We start from the raw sequence: 19560 nt of genomic DNA, 5'->3' as shown, positions 1-19560 counted from the left end.
TCCCCCGTTACGGGGCAAAAAATCGTGATGTAAATGGTTGGCCGCTATGGCAGGCCGACCGACTGACTTTACGCCAGACCTTGGCGACAAGATCCTTGGACTGATGGAGGGTGGACTTTCGCTTGCCGCGAGCGCTGCCGAGCTCAATATCCACCGCCAGCGCGTCTATGAGTGGATGGAGCGCCACCCAGAATTTGCGGACACTGTAAAGCTCGCACAGGCAAAACGGCAGCTTTTCCTCGAGCGCCGCCTGCTCACCGCCGACGCCGGGCCCGTCGTTACCTCGACCATCTTTGCGCTCAAGAACGCGGGGCCCGAGGATTGGCGGGACAAGCGCGAGGTTGAGCATAGCGGCGGGATCGAGACCAGCACGAAGGAGCAACGCGACGCCGCCGTTGCCGCCGCGACGAGGGCCGACCAATGAGCGCGGCCCATGCCCTCACCGCCGAGGATTTCGCTTTCTCGCGCCTCATTGCTTACGCGGCCTATCAATGGCCCAGCTACCAGGACGCGCCCCATCATCGGCTTATTGCGCGCCACCTCGAGGCCGTCGAGCGCGGCGAGATAACCCGCCTCATGATCACCATGCCGCCCCGCCACGGCAAATCTATGCTGGCGAGCGAGTTTTTCCCGGCGTGGTATATAGGGCGCAACCCCGATCACTACGTCGTCACGGCGACCTATGCGCAGGAGCTCGCCGACGATTTCGGGCGCAAGGTCAAGAACCAGATCGAGGATCCGAGTTTCAAGGCTGTTTTCCCCGGCGTAGGGCTCGCCGACGACAGCAAGAGCGCCAAGCGCTTCCATATCGAGGGTTCGGCTACCCTCGGCGGCTTTGAGCACGTCACGACGCAGCGGGGGGCATTTTACGCGGTGGGCGTCGGTGGCCCTCTCACTGGCCGCGGCGCGCACCTGCTGCTGATCGACGACCCGGTAAAGAACCGCGAGGATGCTGAATCCGAGGTCATCCGCAAGAAAACGAAAGATTGGTATACATCGACCGCATACACGCGCCTCATGCCGGGCGGGCGGATCGTCATCATTCAAACCCGATGGCACGAGGATGACCTTTCGGGCTGGCTGCAGGAGGAGCACGCGCACGAAGGCTGGACGGTGCTCAACCTGCCGGCAATCAATGACAACGGCGAAGCGCTGTGGCCCGAGCAATACCCCTTCGAGGCGCTGGAACGGATCAAGCGCGCGCTCCCCTCGCGTGACTGGTCGGCCCTCTACCAGCAGCGGCCCACGCCCGAGACCGGCGACTATTTCAAGGCCGACTGGCTTATCCCCGTCGATCATATCCCGCCCCGCGATCAACTCGCGATCTATGGCGGCTCAGACTATGCGGTAACGGCCGACGGCGGAGACTACACCGTTCATGTCGTCGTCGGGGTCGACAGCGAGGGCAAGATTTACCTGCTCGACCTGTGGCGCGCGCAGGCGGCTTCGAATGTCTGGGTGGATAGCTTCTGCGCGCTGGTCCGCAAGTGGCACCCTATCGGCTGGGCCGAGGAAACGGGCCAGATCAAGAGCGGCGTCGGCCCGTTCCTCATCAAGCAGATGCTGGAAACAGGCAGTTATACGGCCCGCGAGCAATTCCCGACACGCGGCGACAAGGCAGTGCGGGCTCAGTCTATCCGTGGCCGCATGGCGATGCAGGGGCTTCGTTATCCCCGCAATGCCGAATGGTTCTCCGACTTCAAATCCGAACTGATGAGCTTCCCTGTGGGCGTGCACGACGATCAGGTCGATGCGCTCGGGCTCGTCGGCCAGCTGCTCGACCGCATGATGATGGGTGAGCGCCCGAAAGAGGCCCGCCCGAAGACTGTCAGGGCTCCGCTGGTCGTATCTGACGGCGTGATTGCGCCCCCCTTGAGGACGAGGCGATGACCGAAGACGACGACCTGCTTCCCGCCGACGAGCCGAAATCGTCGAAAGCGATACTGTCCGCGATCAGCAAGGCGGAGGACACTTTCCGCGAGTGGCAGACGACATGCCAGGTCATCGACGAGATCTACAGCCTTGAGGGCGACACACTGCGCGCCTTCATCGACGGCTACGACTGGCGCGATAGCGAGCTCGATCTTTTCTGGGCGTCGTTTGAGGTATTGAAGCCCGCCGTTTATGCGCGCCCTCCCCAGCCTGTGGTTGCGCCGCTGTTCAAGGACGGGAAGCCGGTCAACAGCACGACGGCGGAATTGCTCGAACGCTGCGCAGTATCGGTGTTCAAGCGCACCGACATCAACGACGTGATGATTCAGGCGCGCGATGATCTTCTGTTCGCTGGACGCGGTGCGCTGTGGATGCGGCACGAAGTCACGGACGGCGATCACCAGATTTGCGTCGAGCACAAAGACCGGCTCGACTTCCTGCATGAGCCCGCGCGCAAGTGGTCCGAAGTCGGGTGGGTTGCCGCGGCGTCGTGGATGACGAAGCGCGAGATGCGCCAGCGCTTCCGCAAGACGAGCGGCGATGCGTATCAGGATGCAAATTTCACCAAGCGCCGGGATCGCGAAGATAATCTCCGCGACGAGCGCGCCAACGCGCCCAAGGCCAAGGTGTGGGAGGTCTGGCACAAGGCCGAGGGCAAGGTCTTCTGGGTAACCGAGGGTGTCGACGTTCTTCTCGACAGCGGCAAGCCCCATCTTGACCTGGCGGGGTTCTTCCCCTGCCCGAAACCCGCTTATGCGACGACAGAACGCCGCAGCCTGATCCCTGTACCGGACTGGAGGCGCTACGCGGTCCATTTCAGCAAGATCAGCGAGCTAACCCGCCGCATCTATTCGCTGCTCGACAAGGTGCGGATGAAGGGGCTCATCCCGGCTGGCGGGGATGTTGGCGATGCGGTCGAGCAGCTTATCCGCTCCGATGTGGATGACAGCCTTTTGGTGCCTGTCCCACAGGCAGCGATGCAGCAGGGCGCGGAGGGCTTTGTGGCATGGCTCCCGCTCAACGAGCTCGCGCAGGCTATTCAGGGGCTCATCGAAGCGCGGGCGACACTGATCCAGAATTTCTACGAGCTTTCCGGCATTGCCGACATCATGCGCGGCGCGACCGACCCCGACGAGACGCTCGGCGCCCAGCAGCTTAAATCTCAATACGGATCGGTGCGCGTTCGCGAAAGGAGCTCTGAGCTCCAGCGGGTTGCGGCTGACGCGGTGAAGATCGCGGCGGAGATTATCGCCGAGAAATTCCCGCAGAAGCAGATGCTCGCCATGTCGCAGATGGAGATACCGACGCGGGCCGAGATCAAGCAGCGCATCAAGAAAATCGAGGAAGCCGCCGAGGCGGAGATCAAGGAGTTGGGCAAGAAAGCCCAGCAGACGGCGGGGCAGATGCAGGATCCCGCGCAGGCGCAGCAGGCCGTCCAGCAGGCCCAGCAGCAAATCCTCGCCAAATATGGGCCGATGCTCCAGCAGGCGGAGCAGCAGGTCGCGATTGAGGACGTTGTTGACCTTTTGCGCGACGATCGTGCGCGCAACTTCATATTCGAGATCGAGAGCAGCAGCACGATCCTCACCGACGAACTGCAGGAAAAGCAATCCCGCAACGAGTTCATGGCCGAGTTTGCCACCGCATCGCAGTCGCTCATGGGGCTCGCGAGCATGGGCGAGGCGGGCGCGAAGCTCGCCGGGGCGATGATGAAATTCGTTCTCGCGCCTTACCGGGCTGGCCGTGAGTTTGATGGGGCTATCGAGGAGTTCATCGATCAGGCCCCACAGATGGCTGCCAATGCTGCCGGACAACAGGGCGAGAGCGAGGAACTGATTGCCGCGCAGAACAAGCTCGCGGAAGCGGAAATGGCGAAGGCGCAGGCCGCGATGGCGAAGGTGCAGGCGGACGCGCAGCTTAAGCAGGCCGAGCTGCAGAACAAGGTCACCGAACTGCAGTCGAAGGCGCAGGCCGATGCGGTGAAGGCGCAGATGGAGGCTGAAAAACTGCGCCTGCAACTCGCTGAGATGGCCCAGAAGGGCGACAAGCAGCAGGCCGAGATCAACAAGCTCACCGCCGAAACCGCAAAGATACTCGCGTCCATCGGGCTCGACGAGCGGAAACAGGACCTGTCGGAATATCAGGCGGCCGAGCAGTCGCAGCAGCGTCAGGTCGATAATGTCATGGCCGCCGAACAAGCCGCCACCGAGCGCGATTTCCGCGAGCGCGGAGAGAGCCGGGCGGATCGTCAACAGCAATTCACCGAGCAGCAGGGAGCGCAGCAATGAGCGGGATTCCCGTCACGATCACGAACAACGGCACGCCTGTCACCCCGACAGGGATGGGCACGCCGGTCACCCTTGTCGGCGGCTCAGCGGTAGCCGTCAGCAACGAGCAGACGATCAACATGCTCGTCGATGGCGTCGCCAAGGATGTGACCTTCACGGTCACCGATGGCGAGATCACCGAAATCACTACCGCATAGGAGACTGAAAATGGCAGATGCACGACGATTGATTGAGCTGGGCATGGTGCCCGAACTGGCCGCGGAACTGGTCAGCCAGATTAATGCCGCGGTGGCTGGCGTGACTGTGCCGGCAACGGCGGTTACCGTCGCGGCTGTCGATGAGGCGAATTTCGAGTTCGCTGGCGGCAACCTGCAGGAATTCGCTGACGCTATCGGCGCGGCGATCCCGGCGGCATGACGGCGAAGAAGGCGGCAAAGCCCGCAAAGCCCACAAAGAAGGTCCAGTCGAAACCGGCTGCGAAGCCCTCTGCAAAGCCCCGTGAGCCGGAAACAAAGCCGCTCACCGATGCAGAGCGCGCAGCTTACGAGCAGGGCCGCCGCGCGCAGCTTTCGGGGATCGAGCGCCGGAGCGCCCCGCACGGAAAGGGCGCTCTCCGGGACGCCTGGAGTGCTGGCTGGGACTTCCAGAAGGGAGTCGCATTCTAGTCATGGCCGTGCAGCTTCGACCTCAAATCATAAGCAAGATTCGCAATCGGCAGCTTTGGAAGCATGTCGACGCGGCGGGAGGTGCTTATCCCCTTGTATGATTTCCGGTGCGGCGAGGGCCACCGCTTCGAGCGCTTCGTCCCGCTCGCGCAGTTTGACGATGTTCAATCCTGCGCGTGCGGGGCGGGTGCTTCCCGGATGGTATCGGCCCCGTTGGTGGTGTCGGACTGCATAGATCCCCGCATGGGCGCGGACGGGAAGCTGCACGACAGCCTCGCCTCCTATCGCCACAGCCTGACCCCCGAAGGGAACGCGAAGGGCGAACGATATTTCGAGCTCGGACACAATGAGGAATTGCCGAGCAAAACCTACGATTTCGACCCGAAGCAGCGCCGGGATGACATTCGCGCAGCAATGGCGGACGTGCGGAACGGGAACGTCCCCCAACCTGTGATTTTGGAGGACTGACATGACCGAGCTTTCGACCACGATCGACACTGAGCCCACCCCGAGCGCTGGCGGGGCTGGTACGCCCAAGATTGCCGAGCCGACGACGATCCCGAGCACGCGCGACGACATCGATGCGGCCTTGAAGGAAATGGACGAGCCCAAGGATGCGGACAAGACGGACGCAGCCAAGGAGCCTGAAAAGGACGACGCTGCGGCGAAAGAGGAAAAGCCCGAGCCCGCCGACAAGAAGACCGAGGCGAAAGAGAAAGAGGATGACAAGGGCGAGGCCGATAAAGCCGATGAGAAGCCGGCCAATGGCGAAAAGGGCGATGGCGAAAAGGGCGAGGCCGAAACAAAGGAAGGCAAGTCCCGCCACCCCGATGCCCCGGCCAGCTTTCTGCCACGCGCCAAGGAGCTTTGGCGAAACACTCCCAACGAGGTAAAAGCGGAAATCAACCGCGTTCTCGCCGAGGCTGAGCAGGCGACCGAATCCTACAAGCGATATGACGACCTGCGCGAGTTCGACGAGCTGGCCAGGAGCAATGGGCGCGACCTGAAAGAAAGCCTCATCAAGCTCAACCAGATCGAGAACATGATGCAGCAGAACCCGATTGCTGCACTGAATGCCATTCTCGCGGAGGTAGGCCCGCGCAAGGCCGATGGGCAGCCGCTGAGCATGATCGATGTCGCCAGCTTCATCGCGAAGCAGGGGCAGGACGGCTATCAAAGGATCGTCCAGCAAGGCGCTGTCCAGCAGCAGCAGATGCAGGGCAACAGCGAGGTCGAAGCCCTGAAACAGGAAGTCGCGAAGATGAAGGCCGAGGCGGCTATGCGCGAGATTATCGAGCCCTTCGCCGCGAAACATCCCAGATATAAGGAACTCGAACCAGATATTGCGTTTTTTCTCGCTTCTGGTAAGATCCCGCACAGCCTGAGCCCGTCCGAACGGCTCGCTGCGGCTTACGACATGGCTGAGCGGATCAATCCCGCCTCCAATGCCGGACCAGCGACCACCGACGAGCCTGCTACTGATCGCCGCGCTGACAATGACTTCGGCGGCTCCGCCAAATCCATCAAATCATCGCCCGGCTCAGTGTCGGAGGATGTCGATTCGGTAGCCGCAAGTGGTGAAAGTATCGAGGACTCCATCCGAAAAGAGCTCAGGCGCATGAGAGCCTAGGAGCTTAGTCATGCCGATCAATCCAGATCGCAATTATGGGCAGCTACTCACCGCTGCCACGGCTCGCCGATCCAAGGCGATCCAGGACATCGTTTACAACGCAACCCCCCTCACCCGCATTCTGCGCGATCAGGGCCGCATCAAGGTCAAGCGCGCGGGAGGCCCCGAGCTTCGTGTGCCTGTCGAGTTCGACAAGCTGCAGGCGCAGTGGTTCACCGGCTACGACAAGATCGAGATCACCCCGAAAGAGCTTCTCAATTCGGCGGTTTTCAACTGGTCGCGCGTAGTCGGCATGTTCTCGCTGAATGGGACCGAACTGCTTTACACCTCGGGCGAGGAAGAAGTGGTCGATCTCATGGCGTTCTACATGGAAGCTGCTGAAAAGTCGGTCAAAGAGGAGTTCGAAACCTCGCTCGTCGGCGACGGCACCGGTTCCGGTGGCCGCCAGATGATCGGTCTCGGCGGTGCCATTCCGGTCACTCCGAACACCGGCATCTATGGTGGTGTAAGCCGTGTCGATGTCGCCAACTGGCGAACCAGCACGTTCGACATCACCAACGGCGATGTGTCGCCCTACACGACGTGGGACAGCACGACCGCGCGCCCGATTATCGAGCATATCGCCCTCGCCCGTTCGCGTAACGGTCGCTATGCCGACCTGCTGATCGCCGACGCCAACGCTTATGCGCCGATTTCGGCTTCGTTCGTGGCGCACCAGCGCCTCGCCTCGGAGCGTCTCGCGCGTCTCGGCTTTGCTGGCCTCACCTACATGACCCCGGCTGGTCCGGTGGACATCGTGGCAGCGGGCGGTATCGGCAACGTCATGCCCGCGGATACGATCATCGGCATCGATACGCAGGGTCTCGCCCTTTACGAGTTTCCGGGTCAGGCCTTCGTGCCCTTCCACCCGGGCAACGGGATGCGTCCTATCAATCAGGACGCCATCGCGCAGGGCATCGTTTGGTCGGGCCAGCTGGTTCTTGAGAACCCGCTGTTCTCCTACCGCATCCTCACCAATGAAGAATAAGGAGGCAAGGAAATGACTTCCCCTTTTCGCACGAATCCGAGCCTCGGTCCCAACCTCCATCAGGTCGTGAAGGCCAACAAGGTTTGGTACGAGGGTGCTGGCCGCGGCGCTGCTGGCGCTGGTCAGGTCGGCAGTCCGCAGCTCGGCGATGTATCCTTCGGCGACAATGGCCGCGAATATGTCTGGGTCGAAGCCTCGGACACTATCACGGTCGCGGCTTCGCCTGGCACGCAGATTTCGCTTACCGTGACCGGTCCCGACGACATCACCGCCGCTGCCGGGGCGGGTGGCTTCTATGCCCCGCATTCCGGCTTCTACAGCGGCACGATCGCGGCGGGTGACCGCTTCTGGGCCGCCAAGGGAACCGCGCCCTGATGACTGAAAGGGGCGGGGAAACTCGCCCCTTTTTTCTTGCACTTCTGGAGGAAAATCAATGACGCGCATGGCTATTATCGACGACCGCGAAATCACGGTCACCCCGGTGTTCAAGATCATGGAGATCGAGAACGTCCCCAAGTCCGAAAAGGCCGGTTACCCGGTCATGGAGGTCAAGGAGATGGTGGAGGTCCGCTTCGCCGGGTCGAAGAATTATTCGCCGGTCTTTCCCGCGCATGCAATGTGGCAGCGCGATCCCACGAACGGCAACCGCGTCATCACCTATGCCGAACGCTGGGCCGACCAGTACCAGGCGTTCAAGGAAGGTAACCCGCAGGAGGCGATGGGCACGCCGCTTGAGATGCTCCGCCAATATGGCGTGACGCCCGAGCAGCTGTCGCTCTGCCGCGCGGTCAAGGTCTATTCGATTGAGGCGCTCGACAAGATGCAGAGCCCCGAGGCTGTCAAAGCGCTGGGCATGCACGCAAACAAGCTTCGTGAGGCGGCGAGGAAGTTCCTCGCAACTCGTAACAGCACTTCGGCGGCGATGGATGAGATCGAAGCGCTCAAGGCTGAGATCGCAGCCCTCAAGGCGGCAGGGGCCTCTACCCCGCCCGTGAAGGAGCCGACGCCCGACGAGATCGCTGCCGCACAAAAGGCCGCGGACAAGTCCTACGCGGAAATGTCGGACGATGACATCAAGGCGAAGATCAAGGAAAAGACCGGCGCCGCTCCTCGGGGCACGCCAACCCGCGATACCTTGGAGCGGCTTCTGTCGGAACTTGAGGCGGCGTGAGCGTCCTTTCCGCCCTCCAATCGGCGTCCATCCGCCTTGTCGGTGAGAAACCGGCGGTCTTTTTCGGATCGTCGGGACAGACCGAGATCGAGCTTTGCGACCTGTTGAACGAGGTCGCGCGCGATATAGTTGATTTCGCCGATTGGCAGGGCCTGACGAAGATCGCGACGATCAGCGGGGACGGCGAGACGGCGGACTTCGACCTGCCGGACGATTATGCGCGCCAGCTCCTGCGCTCCGACATGATGGACGTGAATAGCTGGCTGTGGGGCTATTGCCGGATCACCGACATCAATGATTTCACCTACCAGAAGGAGCGCGGTTTTACCGGCTTTCCGGGCGGGTGGATCATTTATCAGGACCAGATCCATTTCGCCCCCGCGCCGGCGGATGGATCGACCGCGACCTATCCCTATATATCTCGCAATTATGCGGTGGATTCTGGAACCCTGGGGGCAAAAGCCGCCTTTGACAGCGACACCGACACGTTCAAGCTGGAAGAGCGATTGCTGACCCTCGGGCTTGTCTGGCGCTGGCGCGAGCAGAAGAAGCTCAATTATACCGGCGATCAGGAGGCGTTTACCCTCGCCCTCTCCGATGCTGCGGCCAAGGACAAGGGGTCGCGCATTTATCGCTCGGGTCGCCGCCTGCCGATGAGGGGGACGCATCTCGCGTGGCCGTGGGAGCTGGGCTAATGTATGGCCGCACCCTGCAACGCCCCAAGCAGCGCAAATCGCAGATAAAGAAACTCCCCGCCCCTACTGCGGGATGGATCAGCAATCGCGCGCTGGCCGTCCCGAACGGCCCTGACGGGAAGGCTCCGCAAGGGGCAGCGGTTCTCGATAACTTCATTCCGCGCGCGACCAGCGTTATCCTACGCCGGGGCAAGCGCAGGCATTGCACACTCGGGAACGGGTCGGAGGACGCGACGGCGCTCTTTTCCTACAAGGACGGGCAGAACCGGAAGCTCTTTGGGGCGACCGAGACCACGATCTACGACATCACCGATGTTGAATTCGCCACCGACGCCGAGATTTCGACCGAGGACGGGGATCTTATCGAAGATGGCAACGGCAATGTATTCGGCTGGTCTTCGACGCAGTTCCTCAGCGTCATGGGAGCCTTTACCGGAGGGGACTGGTCGGTTGTCCAGTTCGCCGCGTCGGGCGCGATATTTCTGGTTGGGGTGAACGGGAAAGACACCGGCTTTATCTATGATGGGGCGGTCTTCTACCCCTATGTGGCGGGCGGCATTCAAATACTCGCCTATGACGATGAGGTTGAACCCTTTACAATCGGCGAGACCGTAACCGGGGGCACGTCCGGCGCGACGGGGATCGTCTGGCAGATCGAGGAAACGGGCTCAGGTGAAGGTATCCTGTACATCTACGGGGTGGAGAACGGCCCTTTTGTGGACGATGAGACCCTGACCGATGGCGATGACGGAGAAGCCACCGCGAACGGTGCTGAGGCTGATTATTTGCCGGGGATTGAATTCGGCACCGGTATAACCTCTGCTGATATGTCGTTCGTCTGGGTTTACAAGAATCGCCTCTATTTCGTCCAGAAAGACACGCTCGACGCCTGGTATCTTGAGGTGGATTCGGTTGGCGGGGCTGCTACCAAGTTCCCGATGTCCGGCATTTTCGGGTTGGGCGGATCGCTCCTGTTTGGTCAGCGCTGGTCGCTGTCTTCGGGTGGAGATGGGGGCCTCTCCGAGCAGAATGCCTTCGTCTCGACCGAGGGCGAGGTTGCTATCTTCCAAGGGCTCTCCCCGGAAGACACGACGACATGGGGGCAGGTAGGTCTCTATCGCGTTGGGAGGCCTCTTGGGAAAAATGCCTTCATCCGCGGCGCGGGCGACATTGCGATTGCAACATCGGTCGGGCTTGTCCCCCTGTCCAAAGCGATAGAACTGGACCTGACAGCCTTGACAGCCGCCAGCATATCCTACCCGGTGGCCGACGCATGGGGGAACGCGGTCGAGCAGCGCGGGCTGGAGGCTTGGCACGGCGAAGTATGGCCCGAGCAGAAGATCGCTGCATTTTCTCCTCCGACTGGGGGGGCTGGGCTTCCTCCTGTGCTTTTCGTGGCCAATACCGAAACCGGCGCATGGAGTCGCTTTACCGGCTGGGATGTCCGCTGCATGGAGGTTTTCGAGGGGCGCTTGCTGTTCGGGGAGCCGGGCGGCGGGGTCTTTATCGCCAACGAAACCGGGTCTGACGATGGCGTGCCCTACACTGGCGCTGTCATCCCGCTGTTCGATGACTTTGGGGCCCCGGGCGCCCGGAAAATCCCGAAGGTTGGCCGCTATGTCACGCGGGCCTCGGCAATGGTGGCCCCGCGCATATCGTGGCAGGGTGACTATAGCGAGACCCTCCCGGCAGCCCCCAACGCGACGGAGCTGATGGGCGGCAGCGTTTGGGGGCAAGGTATCTGGGGGCAATCGCAGTGGGTCGAGAGCCTCCCCCGCTTCATCAATGACGGATGGAAGTCGCTCGGGGGAACCGGCTATTACGGATCGCTGGCCTATCAGGTGACAAGCGGGTCGGCCCAGCCGCTCGACGATGAGATTATCAGCGCCGAACTGACCTATGAAGTGACGGAGTTATTGTAAAATGGGCGGGATTCTGCCAAAAAGAGCGGGCTGACGTAAGGGTGCAACCTCACATCAGCCCTGACCACCCCGAACATGGAGCGTTCGACATGGCTAATGCACGACTATGCACAATCAGGGAATGCGGCAAGAGGCTGTACTGCCGCGGACTTTGTGAATCTCATTATTGGAAGTTGCGAACATACGGCGACCCGCTGCATGTCGCGCGCCCTAAGCGGGAAGTGATAATAGAAGGCGACAGCGCAATCGTCCCGCTTACTAGGGGGTATCGCGCTATAATCGACGCCGAGGACGTTCATCTGGTGGAGGGTAATTGCTGGTCGGTAGTCATCGGGAACACCGGCATTTGCTATGCAAAGAGGACCACCAATGCGGATGGTCTCATCTTGATGCATCGGATGATCTTGAACGCGCCAGTTGGCGCCATAGTAGACCATAAAAACGGAAACGGGCTAGACAATCGCAAAGCCAACCTTCGGATAGCAACGCTAAAGCAAAATGCGCAAAATCGACGGAAAAGGCGAGGCACGGCTGGCGCCCTCAAGGGAGCGTGCTGGGATGCCGACCGGAACACTTGGGTATCGGGAATTTATATCGAGGGCCGCAAAGTCCATTTGGGCAGTTTCGAAACCGAGCAGGGCGCTCACGAAGCATACTGCCGGGCGGCCACAGATGCGTTCGGAGAGTTTGCGAGGTTCTCATGATCGTTGACGGCGAAGGCGTTGCCCGCTTCGTTTCCGAGCGGCTCGGCATCACCCTTTGCCCGCCCTATACGACGCTCGGCATAGAACGTGATGGAGAGCTTGTCGGAGGCGTCATCTTTCATTGCTTCGAGGGCTCGGCGGTCCACGTCACGGTGGCCGGGAAAGGTTGGACGCGGGGCTTCCTGCGCGCGGTGGGGCACTATGTCTATCGGCAGCTCGACTGCGCGCGGATGACTATCACGACCGGGCAACCAGAGGTCGTCTCTTATGCAAAGCGTCTCGGCGGCCAGGTTGAGGGAGTTCTGCGCGACCAATATGGGCCGGGGCAAGACGCAACAATCGTCGGAATCCTCGCCAGAGATTGGCGGTATTGACCAATAAGCGGGATTCTGGCATAAATCCCGTCATCTGGTGCGGCTGGACCTACTTCGCGCACGTTTCGAGTAGGTCCGAGAATTGGTTGTAGCCCCGCCTCACTCCACCAGCTTTCAGGGATTCGACGCTCGGGGCGTCCGGAAGGTGCCGCCAGCTTCGCCCGCGCGCAACGTCAGTGACAGCGTGCCGCGTGGCGTCAACGGCCTCCGCGATCTGCGACGTAGTCATCCCGCCCGCAAGGTGAAGTCGCCAAATCTCTCTCACCTTATCTTCCGTAAGCGACTGGTTCCATACGTCTGCGCCCTTGGGCTGCGTGTCGCGGCGGCGATAGGATGTGTTTTTCGGGGGCGGGCTGGCTCTATCTCTTTCAATGGCATCTGCCGTGTTTTCTTTGTGGCTGCCCCAGCGAAGGTGCGCCGGATTGCAGCAAGGTGGATTGTCGCAGCTATGGAGCGCGGATGCCTTTCCCTCTGGCGGCGACCCGTGAGCGATTGTGCACGCGACGCGGTGCGCCAGCATCTGAATCCGTTTCCCCGAACCATCATCGACATAGGCGGCTCCATAACCAGCACCTTGCTTGCCTCGCGTCCATTCCCAGCACTGGTGGTCTTTTCCAACTTTCACGTTGGACCAAAATCTCGCGATAGCAGCGGCAGTGAAATGTTCCATATCGAACGCATTATAAGGTCAGGAGCATATGTCAAGGAGTTCACGAATTGAGGACCCCCAAGGCCCCAGATCCCGTAGCAACTGCACAAGCGCAGGCCGGTTATAACCGGGATACTGCGCTTACCCAGCAAATGCTCAATATGGTCGATACGACCGGCCCTTGGGGCAGTGTCACCTATTCGCCGAACGGCACGCAGTCTTTTATCGGCTCTGACGGCAAGGTCGTCACCATCCCGCGCTACACGCAGACGACGAGTTTCAGCCCCGAGCAACAGCAGATTTACGACCAGTCGCAGCAAGCGGAAATCAACCTTTCGCAGCTGGCCGCCGATCAGTCGGCGATGCTGCAGGACTATCTTTCAAAGCCCTTCGAGTTCGACAACCAGGACGCCGAGCAGTGGGCTTATGACCTTGCCTCGCCGCGTATCCTTGAGCAGCAGGGGCAGAATGAAAAGGCTTTGCGGGCGCGCCTTATCAATGCTGGTTTGAGGCCGGGGAGTGCCGGGTGGGATGCGGAAATGACCCGCCTCACCAACGCCAACACCGACCAGCTTAACCAGCTTGCCCTGACGGGGCGCGGACAGGCGTTCGCGGAGGCGCTGGCGACGCGCAACCAGCCGATCAACGAGATAACCGCATTGCTCTCGGGCTCGCAGGTGTCGAACCCGGCGAGCATGTCCGGGCCGACGCCGCAGACGCAGGTCGGAGGCGTCGATTACGCGGGCATGGTCCAGCAGAACTATCAGAACCAGCTTAATTCGAGTGGGGGCCTCATGGGCGGCCTCTTCGGCTTGGCTGGGGCGCTTGGCGGCGGAGCGCTCTCAAAGTGGTCTGATCGCCGCCTCAAAACCGAGATCAGACGCGTCGGCACGCTCGATAACGGGCTCCCCGTCTATGCATTCAAATATCGCTCGGGAGGCCCCGTCCAGATCGGACTCATGGCGCAGGACGTGGAGGCAATTCATCCAGAGGCGGTTACCGAAGGGCACGGCGGCTTCAAGATGGTTAACTACGGGATCGCGGTCCAATGATCGGCGCCATGACCCCCGCATCGGTGATAGCGTCCCAACTGATGCAGCCCCAGCAGCCGCAAGCCCCGTTTCAGTGGGGCGCGGGCGGCCGCCGAATGACGCCGGAAGATATAGCCCGCGAGCGACAGATCGCCACGCGCCAGATGGACGTGGATTATTCGCCCGTCCAGCACTGGACACAGGGTCTGGCGCGGGTCGCTGAGAACCTGATCGGTGGGTATCGGTCGCACGAAGCCGACAAGGCCGCTCAGGCGAACGCCGATTACGGCCAACAGATTATCCAATCCCTCCTGAATCCCGGCGGTGTCCCTTCCGCATCGGGCGCCCCCGGTGCTCCTCCGCCGGGGGCGAACATTGCCCAGCTATCGGCCATCGTTGCCGATCCCTACATCCCGGACAGTGCGAAGGCTGTTGCGCAGATGCAGCTCGACATGGCGAATTTCGAGCACAAGCAGCAGATACAGGCGAAATACGCCGAACCGACGCCGGAAGAGCGGCTCGCCAAGGTCGCGTTCCCCAACGACCCCGCGCGTCAGTTGCAGTTCCTCCAAGGTGTCGCCGCCAATAAGGAAGACCCCTACGTCAACATCATCGGCAACCCCGACTTCGGGACCTATGCCGGACGCCAGTCGGGGTTGAATGCCATCCTTGGCGGTGGAGCGTCCGGGGCAACGACCAAGGAGGGCGATATCATCCCCGACCCTCGCAAGCAGGGAGGTCCGACGCCTAGCGCGTCGGGCAACTTTTGACGTGACGACGCTCAACGCCTTGACCGCGCAAGCCGAAAGCGGTGGCCGGGACTTTGCGAACGGTCGGCCGATCACCTCGCCCGCTGGCGCGCGCTTCGCGATGCAGGTCATGCCCTCGACGGCTCGCGATCCCGGCTTCGGCCTCCGCCCCGCCGATCCGAGCAATGCGGCGGACATGAACCGGCTGGGCCGCGAGTACCGGGCAACGATGCAGAAGCGCTACGGCGGAGATCTGGCGAAAATGTGGGCCGCCTACAACGCTGGTCCTGGCCGCGTTGATGAAGCCGTCAAGCGCTACGGCGAACGCTGGTTTGACGCCATGCCCGCCGAGACGAAACGATATGTGAGCGGCCTTATGTCGCGCCTCGGAGGTCGCTGATGGCCGAGTTTGAAATGAACGGGCGCCGCTACCGCGAGTTGCCGGACGGTCGAGTGCAGGACATCGGCCCTGCTGGCGGTCAGGGAACGTATATCCCGCCCAGCGCGCGGACTCAGCGAAAAAAGGACGCGGAAGCGGACAAGGCTGTTGTCGATGCTCAGACCGGTGCGGCCACCCTTCCCTACGCCGCCCCCACGGCCGCAGCGAACCTGACCGGCACGAACCTTGAAAACGCGGTAACAACCGAAAAGCTCGCGGATGCGATCACAGCCGCCGAGCGCGGGCGCGTTGGCGATGAGACACGCAACAAGGCACTGGACGCTTACAATGCGGCCCCCGTCCTTGAAAGGGTAGCAGACGAGATCGAGAGGGAATATCGCCGCACGGTAGGGCGCACCAGCGGCATCGCCGGGGTGAAAGACTTCCTGCCGACTGGCGAGAACCGCGCATTCGGCCTTATCGGCGGTCGCATGCGCGGCCAACTCAAGCAGGCGCTCGGGTTCACTGGCGGCGAAGGCAACACTGCCGGCGAATTGGTCATCAACTACGGGCCTTATATCCCAGATAGTTGGGACACGAACGAAGAGGTCGAGCGCAAAATTCAGAGCGTTCGCGACCTCGCACGTGAGGCTCGAACCAAGGCTATTTCGTATCTCGGGGGAGTGCCCGATGCTGGCGGTCGTGTCACGCCGCTGCCAAAAGGCCTGTCTCCAGAACAGGTTGATCGGCTCTACAGGGGGGAAACGGTTGAGCAAGTCACCGCGCCCCGGAAAGATTCAGCGCCCCCGCCCCGCGATGACACCGAAGTGCGCGGAGACGGGCGGATAATCAACGACCCCGCACTTGCCGGCGCAAATGCCAATGTAAACCGAATGATCCGTGAGGGGCGTTCGGAAGCGGAAATTAGAAGCTATCTGAATGGCGTTCGTCCTGGCCTCGGAGACAGCGCCACGGGCATCTCGGAGAACATCAAATATCTCCGCGAACATCCAGACTTTAGCCCCAGTGTCGATCTGGAGAAGGTATGGGAGCCGGCCACTGGCCTCGATAAAGCGATTGGCTGGCTGGCCGATAGCCCAATTGGTGCGGGCGTGATCAATTACGCGAACGCGGCCACATTCGGGAACCTCGACAATCTGGCTGGCGGAGACACTGATCTTATTTTGCAGGGCCTTCAGGAGCAACGTCCTCTATCGTCGTTCCTTGGCGATGTGGCAGGCACAGCCAATTCCATAGGCGGCGTTACCAGTCTAGGCGGCAGGCTCGGGCTCAGCGCCTTGACGCGCGGCGGGGGCGTGGGGGCTGACATCCTCTATGGCGCAGGCCGAGGATATAGTGAGGGAGATGGCTGGGAGGACGCAGTTCTAGGCGGGACTTCCGCGCTGGTTGGCAATCTTGGTGGCCGATACCTCCTTGCGCCCGTTGTCCGAGAAGCCGCCAACACGCGCGCTGGCCGCACGGTGGCAGACCTTTTGGCTAACGCTGGGACCGGCGCACGGAATGCATGGCTGGGCGTCCGCGGGGAATCTCCCGTTCCTTATACCGGTTCGTCGACGCCACGGTTGACGGTCGGCGAGAGGGTCGTCGCGAGCAACCTTCCCGAAGACGTTGACTCTGTGGCCGCCATGCTCGCTCAGGGGCGTTCGCTGGACATGCCTGTCACCTTGGCGGATGTTTCGCCCCAACTGAGAACAATAGGCGGAGCTGCGTATCGCCGCGCCGATATGGGCACTCAGGAAGAGATAGGCCGACTGCTTACCGACCGGGCACGCGGTCAGGCTGGGCGAGCACAGAACCAGATCGAGGCGTCATTCGGCCCGCTCGACGATCCGATCCAAGCCAGTCAGGCGCTCATGGCGCAGGCAAGAGCGCAGTCCGATCCACTTTACATGGCATTCCGCGAACAGCCCGCCCGCACGTCGCCGGAAATTCAAGCGATGCTGCAGACCCCGGCAGGCCGCGAAGCGTTGCGGCGAGCGCAGACGATTGCGGCTAACGATCAGGTCGACCCCAACACCCTTGGTTTCGACCTGAACGACCTTGGGGAAGTGGTGCTAACCAGCTCGCCCTCCCCCCAAACGCTCGACTACGTCAAGCGCGGATTTGACGATGTGCTGGACGGGTATCGGGATACCACTACGGGCCGCTTGGCGCTCGACACGGAAGGTTCGGCCATAGAGGGCCTGCGCAGGCGTTACGTCGCGGAACTCGACCGCCTATACCCTGATACCTATCCACAAGCCCGAGCGGCGTTTGCCGGCCCGGCATCGGAAAACGCCGCTCTGCTCTCAGGTCAGCAGATGGTTGGCAAGCATCCCCGGCAGGTCCGGCAGCGGCTTGAAGGGATGTCGGATCCTCAGTTGGATCAATTCCGACTTGGCCAGCGAACCGCAATGGGTGACGCGGTTCAGTCTGCGCGCACATCGTCCGACCCCTACCAGCGCATCTGGGGCGATCCACTCGATTATGAGCGGGCATCGCTGGTTTTCGGCCAAGACGCGGCGGATCGTTTCCAGCAGGCCTATGATGTCGAGCAGGCGATGAGCGCAACCCGGAACGCATTCCTCGGGGGTTCGCCGACGCAGCCGCGTCAAGCTCTGGATGAGCAGCTTTCCGACCAGATCGGCGGCGAAATGACGAACGCCATCCTTGAAACGGGCCTCACGGGGTCTCCGACATCTGCCGGCCTTAGCGTGATGCAGCGCTTTCTGCGAAACCGGAACGGCTTGGGATTCCGCGGGGCTCGTGAGGAAGCGTCAAGCGAGATTGCCCGGCTCCTGGCCACAGAGCGCCCGGTCGATGAGGCCGCTCAGCTACTCGCGGATGCGACCGCTTACCGGCGTTACGTCGATGATCTGAGAACCCGCTTCGGGAACGTGGGCGCTGCCTTGGCCATCACGGGGGCGGTTAATGCGCAATAACCCCCAGATCCGTTTCAGCAACCAGACGGTGGCGGCGTTGATCGGGCGCTTGAACATAGCGCCTGCGGCAATGGCCGCCATTTCAAATGCTCCAAATGCCATCCCCGCCCATTACACGAAAAAGGAGGCATAGCCAATGCCACGCGCATCGGACGGTGCATACAGCCTTCCCAGCGGCTCTCTGGTCAGCGTCGGCGAGGATATTGTGCCGTCGCAGCACAACCCGCCGCTCACTGATATCGCACAGGCGCTTTCGGATAGCCTTTCGCGCGACGGGCGGGGCGGAATGCGCTCGAATCTCGACATGGGCGGCTTCAAGGCACGCAACCTTGCGCCGGGAACGCAGCCGACAGACGCCGCCACGGTCGGACAAATCACCGGACTGAGCGGCGTTCCAGTGGGCTCAATGATGGACTGGGCCGCTGCCTCACCTCCAACCGGATGGCTTATCTGCGCGGGCCAATCGTTGAGCCGCGCGGCTTATCCCGACCTTTTCGCGGTCCTTGGCACGACTTTCGGCGCGTCGTCGGCTTCGGTATTCAACCTGCCCGATCTTCGCGGGCGCGTGGTCGCCGGTCTGGACGTGGATTCAGGCGGTTATGCCGACCGCCTGACCAGCCCCAACAGCAGAACGCTCGGGGCTGCCGGTGGCTCGCAGACGGTTACGCTCACCGAAGCGCAGATGCCCGTTCATACGCACGAGGTTTCCGGCTCGACCAATTCGGCGGGGGCGCACAGCCACAGCCTAAACCTTGGCGGCGGGACAAACCTTGTGGGGAACGGCCTTAATACCGTGCCGAGTTCGGCGACCAGCGCAACCGGAAGTTCGGGCGCCCACTCGCACACGATTGAGGTTTCTGCCGAAAATGCAGGTGGCGGCGAGGCTCACGCGAACGTCCAGCCCACCATCATCCTTAACAAAATTATCAAGAGTTCAAGCTCATGAAGCCGCTATTCAACATGCTTCCATGTCTTGCGCTGAGCCACAGCAGAAATCGTGTTGATGGACACGCCATAATCCTTGGCAATCTCGGACAAGGATTCCCCACGTCCTCGACGCCCGCGTATTTCCCGAACCGCTTGTTCATTGAGGCGGGACAGATAGTGCCCCTCGCCAATCCGATTGGGGCAATCTCGTATCGTCAAAAGCTGGTTATCGGATCTCGTTACCCACTGCAAATTATCCAACCGGTTGTTTTCTTTGTTTGCGTCTTTGTGGTGCACCTCCGGAAGATTGTTGGGATTCTCAAGGAACGCCATCGCGACGAGGCGATGAACGAGGGGCAGCCACGTCTTTCCCTCAGCGCGAAAAAAGAACTGCTTGTACCCCCCCTTGCCGCCGAACGGGACGAAAAAATCAGTGCGCGCTTTGCCGTCCACTCGTCTGGCGCGGCCCCAAGTG

Annotated in this window: 22 protein-coding genes; 20 read left to right on the top strand and 2 right to left on the bottom strand. The window is 61.6% G+C overall.

The features are described from left to right. The first annotated feature begins 46 nt into the window (after positions 1 to 46). From LH20_RS04530 to LH20_RS04460, 15 genes are all read left to right on the top strand, one after another. Positions 47 to 424 (top strand): hypothetical protein, encoded by a 378-nt coding sequence (locus LH20_RS04530; protein ID WP_053553195.1) that lies wholly within the window; start codon positions 47 to 49, stop codon positions 422 to 424. Next, a complete protein-coding gene (gene terL / locus LH20_RS04525; RefSeq protein ID WP_053553194.1) occupies positions 421 to 1890 on the top strand; it encodes a phage terminase large subunit in 1470 nt (489 codons plus the stop codon). The genes LH20_RS04530 and terL overlap by 4 nt, the downstream gene beginning before the upstream one ends. Then, positions 1887 to 4220, top strand: a complete 2334-nt coding sequence (locus LH20_RS04520; RefSeq protein ID WP_053553193.1) for a hypothetical protein — start codon at positions 1887 to 1889, stop codon at positions 4218 to 4220. Before terL ends, LH20_RS04520 begins: the two co-directional genes overlap by 4 nt. Further along, positions 4217 to 4417 (top strand): hypothetical protein, encoded by a 201-nt coding sequence (locus LH20_RS04515; RefSeq protein WP_053553192.1) that lies wholly within the window; start codon positions 4217 to 4219, stop codon positions 4415 to 4417. Before LH20_RS04520 ends, LH20_RS04515 begins: the two co-directional genes overlap by 4 nt. Before the next feature lie 10 nt (positions 4418 to 4427). After that, positions 4428 to 4637 carry a hypothetical protein gene (locus LH20_RS04510; protein WP_053553191.1) on the top strand — a complete coding sequence of 70 codons (210 nt, stop codon included), beginning with the start codon at positions 4428 to 4430 and terminating at the stop codon, positions 4635 to 4637. After that, entirely contained in the window at positions 4634 to 4885 is a 252-nt protein-coding gene (locus LH20_RS04505) for a hypothetical protein (protein ID WP_053553190.1), read from the top strand. Before LH20_RS04510 ends, LH20_RS04505 begins: the two co-directional genes overlap by 4 nt. An 81-nt stretch (positions 4886 to 4966) precedes the next feature. Next, complete coding sequence (locus LH20_RS04500; RefSeq protein WP_235527114.1) at positions 4967 to 5353, top strand: FmdB family zinc ribbon protein; 387 nt, start codon at positions 4967 to 4969, stop codon at positions 5351 to 5353. A gap of 1 nt (position 5354) precedes the next feature. Then, positions 5355 to 6515 carry a hypothetical protein gene (locus LH20_RS04495; RefSeq protein WP_053553188.1) on the top strand — a complete coding sequence of 387 codons (1161 nt, stop codon included), beginning with the start codon at positions 5355 to 5357 and terminating at the stop codon, positions 6513 to 6515. 10 nt (positions 6516 to 6525) lie between these two features. After that, positions 6526 to 7542, top strand: coding sequence for a phage major capsid protein (locus tag LH20_RS04490; protein ID WP_053553187.1), 1017 nt, complete (start codon positions 6526 to 6528; stop codon positions 7540 to 7542). Positions 7543 to 7554: 12 nt separating this feature from the next. Further along, positions 7555 to 7917, top strand: a complete 363-nt coding sequence (locus LH20_RS04485; RefSeq protein ID WP_053553186.1) for a hypothetical protein — start codon at positions 7555 to 7557, stop codon at positions 7915 to 7917. A gap of 58 nt (positions 7918 to 7975) precedes the next feature. Further along, on the top strand, positions 7976 to 8713 hold the full coding sequence (locus LH20_RS04480) for a hypothetical protein (protein WP_053553185.1): 738 nt from the start codon (positions 7976 to 7978) through the stop codon (positions 8711 to 8713). Next, on the top strand, positions 8710 to 9408 hold the full coding sequence (locus LH20_RS04475; protein ID WP_053553184.1) for a phage adaptor protein: 699 nt from the start codon (positions 8710 to 8712) through the stop codon (positions 9406 to 9408). Before LH20_RS04480 ends, LH20_RS04475 begins: the two co-directional genes overlap by 4 nt. Next, positions 9408 to 11330, top strand: a complete 1923-nt coding sequence (locus LH20_RS04470) for a hypothetical protein (protein ID WP_053553183.1) — start codon at positions 9408 to 9410, stop codon at positions 11328 to 11330. Before LH20_RS04475 ends, LH20_RS04470 begins: the two co-directional genes overlap by 1 nt. A gap of 89 nt (positions 11331 to 11419) precedes the next feature. Continuing rightward, a complete protein-coding gene (locus tag LH20_RS24370; protein WP_083455292.1) occupies positions 11420 to 12034 on the top strand; it encodes an HNH endonuclease in 615 nt (204 codons plus the stop codon). Then, positions 12031 to 12408, top strand: a complete 378-nt coding sequence (locus LH20_RS04460; protein WP_053553181.1) for a hypothetical protein — start codon at positions 12031 to 12033, stop codon at positions 12406 to 12408. Before LH20_RS24370 ends, LH20_RS04460 begins: the two co-directional genes overlap by 4 nt. Before the next feature lie 49 nt (positions 12409 to 12457). Here LH20_RS04460 and LH20_RS24365 read toward each other — a convergent pair whose 3' ends face one another. After that, complete coding sequence (locus tag LH20_RS24365; protein WP_442800462.1) at positions 12458 to 12928, bottom strand: HNH endonuclease signature motif containing protein; 471 nt, start codon at positions 12926 to 12928, stop codon at positions 12458 to 12460. 197 nt (positions 12929 to 13125) lie between these two features. Between LH20_RS24365 and LH20_RS04450 the strand changes: the two genes are divergently transcribed. From LH20_RS04450 to LH20_RS04430, 5 genes are all read left to right on the top strand, one after another. Beyond that, positions 13126 to 14109, top strand: a complete 984-nt coding sequence (locus LH20_RS04450) for a tail fiber domain-containing protein (protein WP_053553179.1) — start codon at positions 13126 to 13128, stop codon at positions 14107 to 14109. Further along, positions 14106 to 14858 carry a hypothetical protein gene (locus LH20_RS04445; RefSeq protein ID WP_053553178.1) on the top strand — a complete coding sequence of 251 codons (753 nt, stop codon included), beginning with the start codon at positions 14106 to 14108 and terminating at the stop codon, positions 14856 to 14858. Before LH20_RS04450 ends, LH20_RS04445 begins: the two co-directional genes overlap by 4 nt. A 1-nt stretch (position 14859) precedes the next feature. Continuing rightward, complete coding sequence (locus LH20_RS04440) at positions 14860 to 15237, top strand: lytic transglycosylase domain-containing protein (RefSeq protein WP_053553177.1); 378 nt, start codon at positions 14860 to 14862, stop codon at positions 15235 to 15237. Further along, positions 15237 to 18158, top strand: coding sequence for a hypothetical protein (locus LH20_RS04435; protein ID WP_053553176.1), 2922 nt, complete (start codon positions 15237 to 15239; stop codon positions 18156 to 18158). Before LH20_RS04440 ends, LH20_RS04435 begins: the two co-directional genes overlap by 1 nt. Positions 18159 to 18294: 136 nt before the next feature. Then, the gene (locus tag LH20_RS04430) at positions 18295 to 19104 is read left to right on the top strand and encodes a phage tail protein (RefSeq protein ID WP_053553175.1); all 810 of its coding nucleotides are present in this window, start codon (positions 18295 to 18297) and stop codon (positions 19102 to 19104) included. Between the two features lie 5 nt (positions 19105 to 19109). Here LH20_RS04430 and LH20_RS24360 read toward each other — a convergent pair whose 3' ends face one another. Further along, on the bottom strand, positions 19110 to 19418 hold the full coding sequence (locus LH20_RS24360) for an HNH endonuclease (RefSeq protein ID WP_200905478.1): 309 nt from the start codon (positions 19416 to 19418) through the stop codon (positions 19110 to 19112). Between the last annotated feature and the right edge of the window lie 142 nt (positions 19419 to 19560).

It is taken from the genome of Sphingopyxis sp. 113P3 (assembly GCF_001278035.1).
Taxonomy (GTDB): domain Bacteria; phylum Pseudomonadota; class Alphaproteobacteria; order Sphingomonadales; family Sphingomonadaceae; genus Sphingopyxis.
The sequence above is the reverse complement of the archived record's forward strand: the minus strand, read 5'-3'. Positions and strand labels throughout refer to the sequence as shown.

Bases quoted from the DNA above. Each gene is read 5' to 3' on its own strand.
- LH20_RS04530 (WP_053553195.1), top strand. From the start codon at position 47: ATGGCAGGCCGACCGACTGACTTTACGCCAGACCTTGGCGACAAGATC.
- LH20_RS04470 (WP_053553183.1), top strand. From the start codon at position 9,408: ATGTATGGCCGCACCCTGCAACGCCCCAAGCAGCGCAAATCGCAGATA.
- LH20_RS04505 (WP_053553190.1), top strand. From the start codon at position 4,634: ATGACGGCGAAGAAGGCGGCAAAGCCCGCAAAGCCCACAAAGAAGGTC.
- LH20_RS04460 (WP_053553181.1), top strand. From the start codon at position 12,031: ATGATCGTTGACGGCGAAGGCGTTGCCCGCTTCGTTTCCGAGCGGCTC.
- terL (WP_053553194.1), top strand. From the start codon at position 421: ATGAGCGCGGCCCATGCCCTCACCGCCGAGGATTTCGCTTTCTCGCGC.
- LH20_RS24365 (WP_442800462.1), bottom strand. From the start codon at position 12,928: ATGCTGGCGCACCGCGTCGCGTGCACAATCGCTCACGGGTCGCCGCCA.
- LH20_RS04445 (WP_053553178.1), top strand. From the start codon at position 14,106: ATGATCGGCGCCATGACCCCCGCATCGGTGATAGCGTCCCAACTGATG.
- LH20_RS24370 (WP_083455292.1), top strand. From the start codon at position 11,420: ATGGCTAATGCACGACTATGCACAATCAGGGAATGCGGCAAGAGGCTG.
- LH20_RS04430 (WP_053553175.1), top strand. From the start codon at position 18,295: ATGCCACGCGCATCGGACGGTGCATACAGCCTTCCCAGCGGCTCTCTG.
- LH20_RS24360 (WP_200905478.1), bottom strand. From the start codon at position 19,418: ATGGCGTTCCTTGAGAATCCCAACAATCTTCCGGAGGTGCACCACAAA.
- LH20_RS04520 (WP_053553193.1), top strand. From the start codon at position 1,887: ATGACCGAAGACGACGACCTGCTTCCCGCCGACGAGCCGAAATCGTCG.
- LH20_RS04435 (WP_053553176.1), top strand. From the start codon at position 15,237: ATGGCCGAGTTTGAAATGAACGGGCGCCGCTACCGCGAGTTGCCGGAC.
- LH20_RS04485 (WP_053553186.1), top strand. From the start codon at position 7,555: ATGACTTCCCCTTTTCGCACGAATCCGAGCCTCGGTCCCAACCTCCAT.
- LH20_RS04510 (WP_053553191.1), top strand. From the start codon at position 4,428: ATGGCAGATGCACGACGATTGATTGAGCTGGGCATGGTGCCCGAACTG.
- LH20_RS04490 (WP_053553187.1), top strand. From the start codon at position 6,526: ATGCCGATCAATCCAGATCGCAATTATGGGCAGCTACTCACCGCTGCC.
- LH20_RS04495 (WP_053553188.1), top strand. From the start codon at position 5,355: ATGACCGAGCTTTCGACCACGATCGACACTGAGCCCACCCCGAGCGCT.
- LH20_RS04515 (WP_053553192.1), top strand. From the start codon at position 4,217: ATGAGCGGGATTCCCGTCACGATCACGAACAACGGCACGCCTGTCACC.
- LH20_RS04480 (WP_053553185.1), top strand. From the start codon at position 7,976: ATGACGCGCATGGCTATTATCGACGACCGCGAAATCACGGTCACCCCG.